General features: G+C 38.7%; 15 protein-coding genes. 14 read left to right on the top strand and 1 reads right to left on the bottom strand.

What is annotated here, in order from left to right; all coding sequences use genetic code 11:
* Positions 1-42 precede the first annotated feature (42 nt).
* The gene (locus NST91_RS22225; protein ID WP_341332890.1) at positions 43-675 is read left to right on the top strand and encodes an FMN-dependent NADH-azoreductase; all 633 of its coding nucleotides are present in this window, start codon (positions 43-45) and stop codon (positions 673-675) included.
* Positions 676-1,137: 462 nt separating this feature from the next.
* On the opposite strand, the gene NST91_RS22220 is transcribed toward NST91_RS22225, so the two are convergent.
* Positions 1,138-2,337 carry an iron-containing alcohol dehydrogenase gene (locus tag NST91_RS22220; RefSeq protein WP_341332889.1) on the bottom strand — a complete coding sequence of 400 codons (1,200 nt, stop codon included), beginning with the start codon at positions 2,335-2,337 and terminating at the stop codon, positions 1,138-1,140.
* A gap of 242 nt (positions 2,338-2,579) precedes the next feature.
* Here NST91_RS22220 and NST91_RS22215 point away from each other — a divergent pair, with 242 nt between their 5' ends.
* The 13 genes from NST91_RS22215 to NST91_RS22155 all read left to right on the top strand — a co-directional run bounded on the left by NST91_RS22215 (position 2,580) and on the right by NST91_RS22155 (position 14,367).
* Positions 2,580-3,122 carry a DUF6143 family protein gene (locus NST91_RS22215; RefSeq protein ID WP_341332888.1) on the top strand — a complete coding sequence of 181 codons (543 nt, stop codon included), beginning with the start codon at positions 2,580-2,582 and terminating at the stop codon, positions 3,120-3,122.
* 196 nt (positions 3,123-3,318) lie between these two features.
* Entirely contained in the window at positions 3,319-4,536 is a 1,218-nt protein-coding gene (locus NST91_RS22210) for an amidohydrolase (RefSeq protein ID WP_341332887.1), read from the top strand.
* A gap of 149 nt (positions 4,537-4,685) precedes the next feature.
* On the top strand, positions 4,686-5,036 hold the full coding sequence (locus NST91_RS22205) for a hydrogenase maturation nickel metallochaperone HypA/HybF (RefSeq protein WP_341332886.1): 351 nt from the start codon (positions 4,686-4,688) through the stop codon (positions 5,034-5,036).
* Positions 5,033-5,692 (top strand): hydrogenase nickel incorporation protein HypB, encoded by a 660-nt coding sequence (gene hypB / locus NST91_RS22200; protein WP_341332885.1) that lies wholly within the window; start codon positions 5,033-5,035, stop codon positions 5,690-5,692. Before NST91_RS22205 ends, hypB begins: the two co-directional genes overlap by 4 nt.
* A complete protein-coding gene (gene hypF, locus NST91_RS22195; RefSeq protein WP_341332884.1) occupies positions 5,677-7,968 on the top strand; it encodes a carbamoyltransferase HypF in 2,292 nt (763 codons plus the stop codon). Before hypB ends, hypF begins: the two co-directional genes overlap by 16 nt.
* A 28-nt stretch (positions 7,969-7,996) precedes the next feature.
* Complete coding sequence (locus tag NST91_RS22190) at positions 7,997-8,248, top strand: HypC/HybG/HupF family hydrogenase formation chaperone (RefSeq protein ID WP_341332883.1); 252 nt, start codon at positions 7,997-7,999, stop codon at positions 8,246-8,248.
* Positions 8,205-9,314 (top strand): hydrogenase formation protein HypD, encoded by a 1,110-nt coding sequence (gene hypD / locus NST91_RS22185; protein WP_341332882.1) that lies wholly within the window; start codon positions 8,205-8,207, stop codon positions 9,312-9,314. The genes NST91_RS22190 and hypD overlap by 44 nt, the downstream gene beginning before the upstream one ends.
* A gap of 6 nt (positions 9,315-9,320) precedes the next feature.
* Positions 9,321-10,328 carry a hydrogenase expression/formation protein HypE gene (gene hypE / locus NST91_RS22180; protein WP_341332881.1) on the top strand — a complete coding sequence of 336 codons (1,008 nt, stop codon included), beginning with the start codon at positions 9,321-9,323 and terminating at the stop codon, positions 10,326-10,328.
* A 55-nt stretch (positions 10,329-10,383) separates the two neighbouring features.
* Positions 10,384-10,908 (top strand): cytochrome b5 domain-containing protein, encoded by a 525-nt coding sequence (locus tag NST91_RS22175; RefSeq protein ID WP_341332880.1) that lies wholly within the window; start codon positions 10,384-10,386, stop codon positions 10,906-10,908.
* The gene (locus NST91_RS22170; RefSeq protein ID WP_341332879.1) at positions 10,908-11,813 is read left to right on the top strand and encodes a hydrogenase small subunit; all 906 of its coding nucleotides are present in this window, start codon (positions 10,908-10,910) and stop codon (positions 11,811-11,813) included. Before NST91_RS22175 ends, NST91_RS22170 begins: the two co-directional genes overlap by 1 nt.
* The gene (locus NST91_RS22165) at positions 11,806-13,212 is read left to right on the top strand and encodes a nickel-dependent hydrogenase large subunit (RefSeq protein ID WP_341332878.1); all 1,407 of its coding nucleotides are present in this window, start codon (positions 11,806-11,808) and stop codon (positions 13,210-13,212) included. The genes NST91_RS22170 and NST91_RS22165 overlap by 8 nt, the downstream gene beginning before the upstream one ends.
* Entirely contained in the window at positions 13,212-13,700 is a 489-nt protein-coding gene (locus NST91_RS22160; RefSeq protein ID WP_341332877.1) for a hydrogenase maturation protease, read from the top strand. The genes NST91_RS22165 and NST91_RS22160 overlap by 1 nt, the downstream gene beginning before the upstream one ends.
* A 271-nt stretch (positions 13,701-13,971) precedes the next feature.
* On the top strand, positions 13,972-14,367 hold the full coding sequence (locus NST91_RS22155; RefSeq protein ID WP_341332876.1) for a DsrE/DsrF/DrsH-like family protein: 396 nt from the start codon (positions 13,972-13,974) through the stop codon (positions 14,365-14,367).
* Positions 14,368-14,382: the final 15 nt, after the last annotated feature.

The following is a 14,382-nucleotide window of genomic DNA, read 5'->3' as shown; positions in this document are numbered from 1 at the left end:
CGAGATAATTAATTTTAAGATAATAAAGGAGACTTTCATATAATGAATATATTAGTAGTAAAAGCAAATAACCGTCCAGCTTCAGAAGCTGTTTCAAGTAAAATGTATGAGACTTTCATGAATAACATTGAAGGTGTAAATGTAACAACTTATGATGTTTTTGCTGAAGACATGCCTTACCTTGGTCAAGATTTATTCAATGCTTTTGGTAAATTAGAATCAGGCGAAGAAATGACAGACGTAGAAAAACGTATTTTAGCTGCAAAACAAAAAGCAATGGATGCTGTAACAGCAGCAGACGTAGTTGTATTTGCATTCCCATTATGGAACTTAACAATTCCAGCTAAGTTACAAACATTCATCGACTATGTGTACCAAGCTGGATTTTCATTTAAATATGATGAAAATGGCCAAGCTGTCCAATTATTGACTGACAAAAAAGCTGTTATCCTAAGTGCTCGTGGTGGTATATACTCAACACCTGAAGCAGCGCCTATGGAAATGGCTGCTACTTATATTAAGAATGTGGCTGGTGGCGTATTCGGAATGGAAATTATTGATGAAGTCATTATTGAAGGCCATGCTGCAGCACCAGATCAAGCTGATAAGATTGTAGCTGAAGGGTTAGAAAAAGTAGAAGCTGTTGCAAAAAAATTATCAGCAGTATTGGTTTAATTCAATTATAAGATCAATAACGAGTAAGAGTAAAAACCCGTCTTTTTTATAAGATGGGTTTTTCATTACTATTAGGACCTCATTATTCTTTAATCGATTGGTAAAGTTTAATCATTTTATCCTTTTTTTGTATCTTGTGAATGGTTCTATACTGCCAATCTATATAAAAGCATACGCAATTCTTATTTATGTATGCTTTTTTCGCTTTTCTACTAAAAAATGATACGCAAATGGATAATTGTTACAATTTTTGTCACTTTTAAGATCAATTCTACCTTTTTTTGGATTATTCGAATGGTTTTATACTGCCAATCTATATAAAAGCATACGCAATTCTTATTTGCGTATGCTTTTCTCGCTTTTCTACTTAAAAATGATACGCAAACGGATAATTATTGAAATTATTGTCGAGAGTTTCCACCTTAGCTGGATTTTTCGGTTTTATATGTACTGGGGATCTCACTATTCTTTAATCAATTGGTAAAGCTCATTCATTTCTTTTTCTGATAGTATCTTCGGCACTGGATAAAGAGGATTTGCTTCTTTTAAAGCCCGATCAACCATCAGTGGGATATCATCTTCTACAATTCCACTTACCTTTTTAGGTATCTTCATTTCTTCACTAAGCTTTTTTATAGCATCAATAAATTTTTTTGCCTTCTTTTCTTCGGAATCACTTAATTCGCTAATGCCGATCAAATCGGCCAGTTCTGCTAAAGGTTTATGTACTGAATCTCCGTAATACTCTAATACATAAGGTAAAACAATAGCATTTGCAAGGCCATGAGGCACCGCATAAAAGCCTCCAAGAGTATGTGCAATGGCATGGACATTGCCTACATAAGCACGGGTAAAAGCAATACCTGCTAGGTAAGCGGCTGTTTGCATATTTTTTCGCGCTGTAATATTTGATCCATTCGAGTAGGCTTCATAAAGGTTTTCAAAAATCAGTTTTACAGCTTTTCTGCTGCATTCGATCGTTTCATTCGTATTACTTTTGCCAATATAGGCTTCTACCGCATGTGTTAGTGCATCAATTCCTGTTGCTGCCGTTATATGTGGCGGAAGTTTAACGGTAAGTAAAGGGTCCAGAACAGCATAATGGGGGATGAGAGATGTATCCATAATCGCATATTTCTCATGTGTCTTGCTATTAGAGACTACTGCAGCTAGAGTTGCTTCACTACCAGTACCAGCTGTGGTCGGTATAGCAAACAGTGGTGGTAGCTTTTTCATGACTTTAAATATCCCCTTCATTTGAGGAATACTTTTACCTGGTTTAGCCACCCGCGCTCCCACTCCTTTGGCACAGTCCATTGGCGAACCGCCTCCAAAAGCAACAATCCCTTGACAGTGATTCTCATGGTATAGTTGAAGAGCTTCCTCGATATTATCTATTGTTGGATTTGGAACTGTTTTGTCATAGATAAAGAAGTTCACGCCTTCCTCACGCAATCTTTGAAGAAATGGATCCATCAATCCTATCGAGGTAATTCCCGTATCAGTAACAATTAAAACGTTTTCGATTTGAAGACTTTTGATCAAATGGGGTAGCTTCAGTAAGCTGTTCTCACCCTTTAGTAATTCAGGTTTTCGCCAAGGAAGAATGAATGAAGCAAATTTCATAGAACGTTGAAACGTACGGCAGTACAGTTTATACATCTAAAGACCTCACTTTTTACTAAAATAGGAAATAAGCACTCTACTAACTATATAACTGCACATAGAATCATTATGTCAAGAGTGGGTCACAGGTCCCTTGTCCCACTTTTTGTCTTCTACCCAACTTCTTACTCTCCTAGATAAATGACCATACCCTTGTCTCCCTTCATGAATATCTTAATAGGAAGTAAGGTTCCTATTTCTTGAAAAATAGATGTGGATTTTAGAAAGGAGTGAATTTCATGTTTAACGAAGACAGATTCAATAAAGCGATCAACATACCTAATCCATTGTATCAATCCTTAGAGGGAAGATATTTTGTTGGACAAACCGAACATATTCGATTTGGAAAAGGAAAGAATGCATGGGGAAGCTTAGTTAACCCGATTAAATCCGATGTTAATTTATTTGTAAATGCGTTCACCATAACTAATCATTCCAACCAACCTTTTGAAGCTGAAATTTGGTTTAACCCTATCCCGCCTGGCAAGCCAAGACTATCAACTAATGTCACGCCCGCGAACACAGCCCTCTCTCCGCTTCCAAAACCCGCAGTGAAAATTGCATATGCTGAATTTGTTAAAGGATTTCCAACAAGAGGGGTAATGGCATTTAGACGGATTGTACCTCCGCAAAGTACTTTGGCCAGTGATGAAGATGGGAAATTTATCTTTCCGCCTGGCGGATCCTTTATGATATTTTTAGTGTCGCCGAATAATGAAGTCATTCAAGCGGAAGTTGCATTCGGCTGGTTTGAAAAGGATAAAAGAGAGATGCATGAATAACCATAAACCTTGTGAGTCTTCTCTGAGTGGAAGGCTCCTTGAACATTTCTAAACAAATGAGGTAGTAATTATAAAAAACTTGCGATTATAATGAAAATAGTGAAAATGGTAGAAAGGCATGTATAGATAAAGAATGCCTTTTTACTTTGAATCAAGAATACATACAAGTTAAAAAAAGAGAGGAGATCATTAAATAATGGGTTACTGGTTAAAAAACGTAAGATTAGAAACGGGTTATAAAAAAGAAAATGGAATCGTAACGGGCACAGAAACGGAGATAAAGCATCTAGTTATTGAAGATGGGAAAATTAGTAGGATTGTAGACTCAAATGAGCCTATACCGGGTGATGTAAAAGTTAAGGATGGAATGGGGTTGCTACTGCTTCCTTCATTCGTTGAAAAGCATGTTCACTTGGATAAAACGTATATGGGTGAAAAATGGAAGGCATGTACCCCTGCTGCAGGTGTACTAGAGCGATGTGAAATTGAAAAGAATATTTTAGCTTCGATGCCTTCCAGTACAAAGACTCGTGCTCAAAGATTGTTAGATGTCTTATTATCTGCAGGCTCTACGCATGTGAGAACGCATGTTGATATCTACCCTGAAGTGCAACTCCAAAACCTAGAAGGTGTGATTCAAGCGCTTGAAACATATGCCGATAAAGTAAGTTCAGAGGTTGTAGCTTTCGCACAGCACGGGTTGCTTAAGAATGGAACCGTACAATTAATGAGGGAAGCCGTAAGAAACGGTGCAGGAATAGTTGGCTCTGTAGACCCAGCGACGGTAGATAATAATATCGAGGAATCATTGGTCCAGTTACTCGATATAGCTGTTGAAGGAAATGTTGATATTGATTTACATCTACATGATCCTGGTCATTTGGGCACCTTTACCATGAAACGCCTTGCATATTTAACAAAGCAAGCTGGTTGGGAGGGAAGAGTTGCAGTGAGTCATGCCTTTGGATTAGGTGATGTCTCAAAAGAAGAAGCGCGTGAAATGGCTTATATCTTAAAAGACGCGGGTATTTCAATCATTACGAGTCTTCCGATTGGTAGAGGAGTCCCTGTCGATCTTCTTGATGAATGTGGGGTTGATGTGGCTGTTGGAAACGATAATATCTTTGATTCATGGTGGCCAACAGGGAATGGGGATATTCTTGAGAGAGCAGGACGGTTACTTGAAAAATACCGCTGGACGAATGAGGTTGCACTATCCCAGGCTTTACGTTTTATCACGGGAGGAATAACACCATTAGATCGAGAGGGCAATCAAATTTGGCCAAAACCAGCAGTAGAAGCGAATATGATTTTAGTTGATTCAAGCTGTTCGGCAGAAACAATTGCTAGACGCTCCGAAAGAAAAGCCGTTTTCTATAAAGGAAATATCGTAGCAGGTGGCTTAACAAATTAATTCATCTGGGTCACAGGGACAGGTCCCTCGTCCCACCATATATTGGGAACTGGGACAGGGAACCTCTGTCCCACAGTGTTCTTTTTACTAAAGATATGCATAAACATTTAAGAGAGATTACAACTGAAGGTGTGTGAAGGATGCATGAAATGTCGCTTATGTCGGAGGTTATTAAGATAGTTTCCGAAGATGCTAGATTACAGGGCTTTCGCAAAGTGGATAAGATCGATGTGATTGTGGGTGATTTATCTAATGTACTGCCTGATGCTCTTGAGTTAGCATTTTACTATTTTCAAAAACAAGGGTTAGAGATTCTTGATGAAACAACGGAATTACATATTATACGTGAGAAAGCGAAAGCAAAATGTCAAACATGTATGTTTGAGTTTACACCCGATTATAGATTGGCACTGTGTCCAAAGTGCAGACTACCTAATTGTTTACTCATCTCTGGTGAAACATTTAGGGTCGAATCATATGAAGGATGTGATGAACAGTGAAAATCATGCTACAAGAAGATGTGCTAAAAGATCAAAATTTGGCAGCTGCCTTCAATAGAGAAATGTTTAAGAAAAACCATATGCTTGTCATTAATTTAATGAGCTCTCCAGGAGCGGGTAAAACGACTTTACTTGAAGAAACCATTAAAGCCTTACAGAATGAATTTCAGATGGCTGTGATAGAAGGCGATTTAGCAACGGAACTGGATGCAGAACGATTACGTTCACTGGGAGTCAAAACCGTTCAAATCAATACGGTAGGGGGCTGTCATCTTGATGCAAGAATGATTACGAAAACATTACCAGAATTTGAACTAGACTCCATTGATATTCTTTTTATCGAAAACATTGGGAACTTAGTTTGTCCATCTGGTTATGATTTAGGACAAGATTATAAAATTGTGATTTTGAGTGTACCTGAGGGAAATGATAAAATTCCGAAATATCCTGTCATGTTTAGACGGACAGATGTCACGATCATTAATAAAATTGACCTTATACCTTATGTATCTTTCAATCTAGAAAAAGCGAAAAGAAACTTAAACGAAATTAACCCAGAAGCGAAATTGAAGGCATTATCCGCAAAAACAGGTGAAGGGATGAAAGAATGGATCAATTGGATAAAGGATGCTTATCGTCAATGTGCAAAGCAATAAAAATAATCGTGAAAGGCAGGGTGCAGGGAGTTGGTTTTCGTCCATTTATCTACGCTCTTTCACAAAAATTTCAACTTCATGGTACGGTTCAAAATAATTTTGATGGTGTCATCATTTTGGCTGAAGGAGAGGAGGGCCAGTTAGAAAAAATGGTGGATGAAATCAAGAGGAATCCACCTAAATTGGCGAAAATTAATGAGATCAACATCCATCAAATTCCACGCACCAATTATAAACAATTTACCATTATCCCCAGCCGCAAAAACGGAGGTTCTATTCCCTGGATCCCTAGTGACGCATCCATTTGTGAGAATTGTTTAGAAGAAATGAACAACCCATCTAACCGACGTTTTCAATATCCATTCATTAATTGCACCCAATGCGGACCACGCTATACGATTATTGAGCGCCTTCCATATGATCGTCCAAATACGACGATGAAGGAATTTACGATGTGTCAAGATTGCCAAGTGGAGTATGAAGAACCATCAAATCGACGTCATCATGCTCAGCCTATTTGTTGCTCCGTTTGTGGACCTACTGTTATGCTCTATAACCAAAGTGGGGAAGCGTTGGCTGAAAACCAAACAGCGATCAGCCAAACAGTTGACCTATTCAAACAAGGAAAAATTATTGCAATTAAAGGAATCGGCGGCTTTCATTTAGCTTGTGATGCATATCAAGAGAAGACAGTTGACCAATTAAGGCTTAGAAAGAAGCGACCACAGAAACCTCTAGCTATCATGGTCAAGTCTCTAGAGGTGGCACGTGCTATTTGTCATATTTCCAGTAAAGAAGAAAAGCTCTTAACGAGTCCTGAGATGCCAATTGTTGTCTTGCAGAAAAAAAGAGATGGAGTATTACCACAAACTATTTCTCCCGGATTAACGACGATTGGAGTGATGCTTCCCTATACTCCATTACATCACCTTTTATTTAAAGATAGTAAGCTAGACTGTATGGTAATGACGAGCGCGAATTCGTCTGGTCTTCCCATTTTTTATAAAGATGATCAATTAAATTATTTTGAAAACATATGTGATTATATCTTAACTCATAACCGTAAAATCGAATTTCCAATTGACGATTCAGTTGTTCAATGTGATGGAGAAAATACGATATTTGTACGTCGTGCAAGAGGCTATGCTCCGGAGCCATTCAAAACTACATCCAATGTGGATCAGATAATCGCACTGGGAGGAAATCAAAAGAATACATTCTCCGTCGGAAAACAGAATCACATTGTCATGAGTCCTCATATAGGTGATTTAGAAAATGAAGAGATGATTGCCGCCTTTGAAGAACAGCTCCAACATTATAAAGCTTTTTTAAAGGTTAAAGATGTGAAGCTAGCCGTCGACAAACATCCACTCTACACAACTACTTCAATCGCAAAAAAACTCAATCGTAACATTATCACCATTCAACACCATCATGCACACCATGTATCCTGTATGGAAGATAACGGTCTTAACAAACCTTGTCTAGGAATCATCTTAGATGGTACAGGATATGGTGAAGACCAACATATTTGGGGGTTTGAATTTCTATATGGGGATGCAACGTCTTTTGAACGGTTGGCTTACCTCACATACACGCCCCTTCCTGGTGGAGAAAAAGCCGTCAAAGAACCATGGAGAAATGCAGTAGGGATGTTGCTGCATTATTGGCCACAAGAGGGAAAAGAATTATGTAAAAAGCTTTTTCCTGAGAGAGTAAAAGAAATAGATATTATCGAAAAAATGATCGTCCATCGGATGAATACGCCTTTGGCTGGAACATGCGGCCGTTTATTTGACGCCATTAGTGCCATTCTCGGTATATGTTCGATTTCAACGTATGAAGGAGAGGCTGCGATCAAAGTATCTGATTATATGAACAAGATCGAGCTTGAAAATACAAGTGAGATGTATTCATATCATCTAAACACACACAATCCAAATCAACTTCAACTAGACTTATCTCCGATGATTTATCAAATCATTCAAGACAAATTTCAACAACTATCCATTCCTAAAATCATCCAAAAGTTTCATAACACATTGGTGTCTAGTTGTATTCAGATGGTCCTAAAACTAGTTACTACTAGACCGGAATTAAATAGAAAGGTCGTACTGTCTGGGGGCTCGTTTCAAAATGTATTTCTTGCCAATGAGATTCAGAAAGGTCTTCAAAAAGAGGGATTTAACGTCTATACACATAGACATGTTCCTTGTCACGATGGAGGCCTGTCTTTAGGTCAAATCATCATTGCTGCTCATCAGGTAAATGGCTGATAAAAGAATAGGAAGGTGGTGAAATCCTTTGTGCTTAGGAGTACCGGCGAAAGTCATTGAAATAGAAGGGCAAAGAGCACTAGTTGATGTAATGGGTTCGAGGATGTATGTTGGGATCTTTTTTGTTCCAGAGGTTAGGATTGATGATTATGTTTTACTCCATGCGGGGCAGGCCATGACGATCGTAAATGAGGAATTTGCTACAGAGAGTATAAAAGAATGGAGGAATGTGTTAGATGGCAAACATGGAGCTTTTTTCAGAACCGACCTTAACTCGTAAATCAGTTGAAGCAGTTATCGATTTAGCAAAAAGGTTTAAAGAAGAAAAAGGCAGAGTTCCAGTTTTCATGGAAGTATGTGGTTCACATACGATGGCTTTAGCAAAAACAGGAATAAAAACGAGATTGAAAGAGTATGTACAGTTGATTGCAGGGCCGGGTTGTCCTGTTTGTGTCACAGATCAGAAGTCAATTGATGCGATGATTCAATTATCTGAAGAACCTAACACCATTCTTTGTACATTTGGCGATATGATGCGTGTGCCCGGTTCCAAAGCTACGTTAATGAAGGCCAAAACCGAAGGAAAGGATATTAGAGTGGTTTACTCTCCATTGGATAGTGTGAGAATAGCAGAAGAAAATCCAGATAAGGAAGTCGTTTTTTTAGGGATTGGATTTGAAACAACCATTCCGATTCTTGCACTTGCGGTACGCGATGCAGCGAGTAAGGAGTTAAAAAACTACTCAGTATGGATGACAACAAAATTGGTCGAACCCGTGTTAAGAGCACTCCTTAGTTCTGAAGATGATGTGAAACTCGATGGTTTTCTTTTGCCTGGTCATGTTTCCGTTGTCTTAGGAAAACAAAGCTATCGTTATTTAGCGGAGGAATTTGGTATGTCGGGTGTCATTACCGGTTTTGAACCTGTTCAATTGCTAAGTGCGATTTATAAGCTGCTGCATCTTCAGTTGGAAACAAAGGTTAAGATTATCAATGATTATACATATGTTGTAAGTGATACGGGGAACGTGGTTGCACAAAAGTTACTAGAAGAATATTTAGAAGCAGATGATGAAGCTTGGAGAGGAATGGGAACGATTCCTAAAAGCGGCTTAGTGTTAAAAGAACGATATGCCCAATATGATGCAAGAAAGAAGTTTACTATTTCGATAGGGGAGCCGAGAGTAACCAAATGCCGCTGTGGTGAAATTGTGCGGGGATTGATTACACCAGAAGAGTGTGTACTGTTTAATAAAGGTTGTACTCCTTCAAATCCGATTGGTCCTTGTATGGTATCGTCAGAAGGAACCTGTGCGGCCCATTATCAATTCATGAGGGAGGTGTAATACCTAGTGCAGCGAATTAGTCTAGCCCATGGAGAAGGTGGAGAATTAACCCACAAACTCATACAAGACATTTTTATCCGAGCATTTGGACATTCTGAGCAAACACAGTTTGATTCTGCGATTCTTACCATTTCATCACAAACCATCGCTGTCACAACAGATAGTTACGTAGTAAAGCCTCTATTCTTTCCGGGGGGGAATATCGGAAAGCTTGCGATAAATGGTACAGTCAATGATTTAGCTGTAAGTGGGGCTATTCCACATGCGATAACAGCTGGATTTATGATCGAAGAAGGGTTTCCAATTAAAAGTCTAAAAGAGATTGTTCATACGATGGCGGGAGAAGCAGAAAAAGCTGGGGTTAACATCATTGCTGGTGACACAAAGGTAGTCGAAAAGGGGAGTGTGGATGGCTTATTTATTAATACGACTGGAATCGGTGTGATCCAAAAACAGCATCGATTGAAGCCTGAAATGATTCAAGAAGGAGACTCTGTAATCGTAAGCGGTACAATCGGCGATCATGGGGTCGCGATTTTGAGTGCACGTAACGAGCTTGGGTTACTGACAGATGTTAAGAGTGATTGTGCATCGTTAAACCACCTAATTCAAGAACTCTTGACAAAAATCAACGGGATTCGGATCATGCGCGATCCGACTAGAGGCGGGTTAGCTACAACGCTAGTTGAACTATGTGAAGATTTTCATTTTACAGTTGAAATCGATGAATATTCTCTGCCAATACGTAAAGATGTTCAAGGTGCATGTGATATTTTAGGCTATGATCCTCTTTATCTTGCAAATGAAGGGAAAGTAGTTATCATCGTTGATTCAAATGAAAAACAAAAGGCCCTTGAAATATTGCAGAACCATGAATTAGGAAAGGATGCAAGTGAAATTGGTCAGATTACATCATGTCATGTTCAAACAGGGAAACTGCTTTTAAAGACATCTGTTGGTACAACTAGAAGACTTAATCGGTTGTCTGGTCAGCTTTTACCTAGGATTTGTTAATCATTTTTATAGGTATGCATAGGATAGGGGGAAATGGTCAAAAGGGGAGAACACCATGAGAAACATCGAAATCATAAGAATGCAATTGAATTTTCTTGTTACTCAAGCCCGTCAAGATATCTACACGTTATCAACATTGAGTGACAATTCTCTGAAGCCGCAAATTCTTCAGCGGTTATGGGATGCACTATCAACGATTCATTTTCTTAGTGAATGGCTCGCAAAAGAAGCAAATTCCAATCATCCTACTTTACCTGCACAACCATATACTCAAAATCCAACAGGAAATGGAAATCAAGCACAAATTCCTCCAATTACACCTTTACCTACACCAATGTCCCAATCGAATCAACGCACGTTTACCATTGAAGAATTGTCCACATTTACAGGAAAAAATGGGAGGCCAGCTTATGTTGCGGTGAATGGCATCGTCTATGATGTGACAAATAACCGGGCATGGGCAGCAGCTACCCATTTTGGATTAATTGCGGGTAAAGACTATACAAAGGAATTCGCATCGTGTCATGCTGGGCAACAATCAATCTTAGCAACACTACCTATTGTAGGGAGGCTGGTTTGATGAAAGAACAAGTATTGCCACCAGAGTCATTAACAAATGAAGCTATTGCGGCAAGGTTAACAGGTGATGCTTTGGAAAGCCTGAATAAGGGGATTATTAAGAAAAAAAACCTCATTTACTTAGAATTAAATGGTTGTTCTGGGAATATCATTTCCTTATTAAACGGGCAAAATCCCGACTTTGAGTATACGTTGAATTCGATGGTGAATCTTCGGTATTCGAATAGTTTAATGGCTGCTGAAGGTGAGTTGGCTATCGACAAGCTAATGAAGGCAATGGAGGAAGAGTATATTTTAGCAGTGGAAGGAGCTGTCGCATTAAAAAATAATGGTTTATACAATATTATCGGTAGTTGGCAAGGAAAGCCTCTTACAGGTCTTCAAGCAGCTAAGATGCTCGGAGAAAAAGCCTCACATATTTTAGCAGTTGGGGCTTGTGCCGTAGATGGTGGGGTCTCAGCAGCAAAGCCAAATCCTTCCCAATCGGTGGGGCTACAACAGGTTCTGCCTGACAAAAATGTAATTAAACTTACGGGGTGTCCGGTTCATCCGGATTGGTTCCTAGGGACTTTAGCGCATCTTTTATTATACGGTGAGCCAGAAACAGATAACTTAGACCGTCCTTTAATGTTCTATAGCACACTTATCCATGACCGCTGTCCAAGACGACCATTTTTTGACCGGGGGATCTTTGCTGAAAAATTAGGGGATAAAACTTGTTTATTTAAGCTCGGATGCCGAGGGCCAGTGACGAGAGTGGATTGTCCAACAAGGCAATGGAACGGTCATGTAAATTGGCCGATAGGAGCTAATACGCCATGCATTGGTTGCGCCCAGTTTGGTTTTCCAGATGCCATGGCGCCATTCATTAGCTATGACACAACAAGAGTGGTGAAGAATGAGTAAGCGAATTGTCATTAATCCGTTGACCCGAATTAGCGGCTTTATGGAAATTGATGTGATGATTGATCAGAATCAAGTCGTTGATGTCAAAACAAAAGGAAATCTATTTAGAGGCTTTGAACAAATGTTAGTAGGTAGAAGTCCGTTCGATGCCGTTTATTTTACTCAACGTATTTGCGGTATTTGCTCTGCAGCACATTCAATCGCCTCATCGCATGCTTTAGAAGATGCTTTACAAATAGAACCAATGGAACAGGGGAAATACTTACGAGATATCATTCATTGTTGTGAGTTTTTACAAAACCATATTCGCCATTTTTATCAATACACTGTTCCTGATTTTGTGAAAATTGAACAAAACTCTCTTTTAGAGACGGACCATGATGATTTTCGATTACCTATAAATATCAATGACCGGATATCACAGCATTATTTTGATTCCCTCACATTCAGTCGTCTAGCACACGAGATGTTAGCTGTTTTAGGAGGTAAAGCTCCTCATAATCATGGGGTGTTTATTGGAGGAATCACGACGCAGGCAACAGCAGAGCAAGTTGTTCATATCGATTCTATTTTAGGGAAGATTATTCGGTTCATTGATGAAAAAATGATTCCAGATGTCTATGACATTGCACGATATTATCCGGACTATTTTCGTTTAGGCGGAGGATATGGCAATCTTTTAACATACGGTGCTTTTAATCATTATAAAGAATTGGGCACATTATATGTCGATCCGCTTGTATCGACTATGGAAACAATCGAGCCATTTGACGAAAATAAAATTCAAGAAAAAGTAGATTATTCTTATTTTAATTCAATGAATAACACCAATGAACCAGCTGAAGCATTGACAGAGCCAGATATGGATAAAAGTGAGGCATATTCTTGGGTGAAGGCGCCAAGATATAATGGTCTGCCCTTTGAGGTAGGACCGTTGGCACGATTAATCTTAAGTGGAGAGTATAACAACGGAATCTCCGCAATGGACCGAACGATTGCCAGAGCGCTAGAAGCAAAGAAAATTGCAGAAATTATGAAGACATTACTTCAGCAAATTATTCCAGGGGTGGATGTGCAAAAAAAATATGCTCTTCCAGAATCGGCATCTGGAAGAGGATTAGTTGATACAACGAGAGGGGCACTTGGTCATTGGTTAAAGATTCAAGATAAAAAAATCTCCTTCTATCAAATCATTACACCTTCCACCTGGGATTTTTCAACTAAAGATAATAATGGGTATCGAGGTACTGCTGAAGAAGCATTAGTCGGTACACCGATTCAGAATACAGATAAACCAGCAGAGATTGGCAGAATCCTTCGTTCCTTTGATCCGTGTATGTCATGTGCGACTCATGTATATAGTCCAGGAAAACAAGTAAAAACGATAAAGGTGTTTTAATGGAGAATATAATCGTTTTAGGAATTGGCAATCGATTAATGATGGATGATGGCATTGGAATTTATCTAACTGAGGAACTATCCAAGCAGAACCCTACATCTCATGTGTCTTTCTTGATTGGAGAATCAGATATTGATTACAGCTTGGACCTAATCATGAAAGCTACTTTTGTAATTATTGTGGATGCTGTATATTCAGGAAAAAAAACAGGAGATGTTACTGTTTTTCCTCTTGCCAATTTACATGAATATCAAAATTTAGATATATCAGCGCATAACTTTCACTTGTTTCAAGCCTTGTATCAACAAAAAAGTTCAATAAAGGGTTATCTCATAGGAGTGGAGCCTGATGAGGTAAAGTTCCATATTGGCTTAAGTCAAACATTAAGTGAAAAATGGATAACGATTTTACATGATGTATCAAAGGCTATTGATAGCCTGATTGCAAAATATTGTAGTTCTCTAGATTTAAATGTACCCTCGGACTAATCATGGTTCGGGGTATCTTTTTTGTTGAAGAATAAGGTGCGAGTCAGGGAGATAGTTAACTTTAAAAATAATTAAGAAGGACGGGTTGACATTTTACCCTGTGGGGTATATCATTACACATGTAGTGATTTTCAATTAAGACTATTTTTTTAACTGTATGTATACCTAGTGGGGTATTTGATGAGGCGTTTTTAAAAAGTATATACTTCGTTCTACTAGGTGAACCGAGTGGAGCGAATATAATAAAAAAATGTTATTGGAGGAATATAATATGTCAAATAAAGTAGCAATTATTGCAGCAAACGGTGGAATGTTTGATGCTTATAAGGTATTTAATATCGCAACTGCAGCGGCGGCTTCGGATAAAGAGGTTGCAATCTTTTTCACATTTGAAGGTTTAAATCTAATCCATAAACAAGGAATGCATGCATTAGAAATGCCAGCAGGGAAAGAACATTTTGCAGAAGGTTTCTCAAAAGCAAATGTACCAGGTATTCCAGCATTAGTTGAAATGGCACAAGAATTAGGTGTGAAGTTTATTGCTTGCCAAATGACAATGGATGTTATGGGACTAACTAAAGATGATTTCGTTGATGGTATTGAGGTTGGAGGAGCCGTAACGTTCCTAGAATACGCAAAAGATGCGTCACCAACATTAACTTTCTAATGATTTACTACTTGC

Source organism: Ferdinandcohnia sp. FSL W7-1320 (genome assembly GCF_038050315.1).
Taxonomy (GTDB): domain Bacteria; phylum Bacillota; class Bacilli; order Bacillales; family Bacillaceae_L; genus Ferdinandcohnia; species Ferdinandcohnia aciditolerans.
This window is presented reverse-complemented; position numbering and strand designations above follow the sequence as displayed.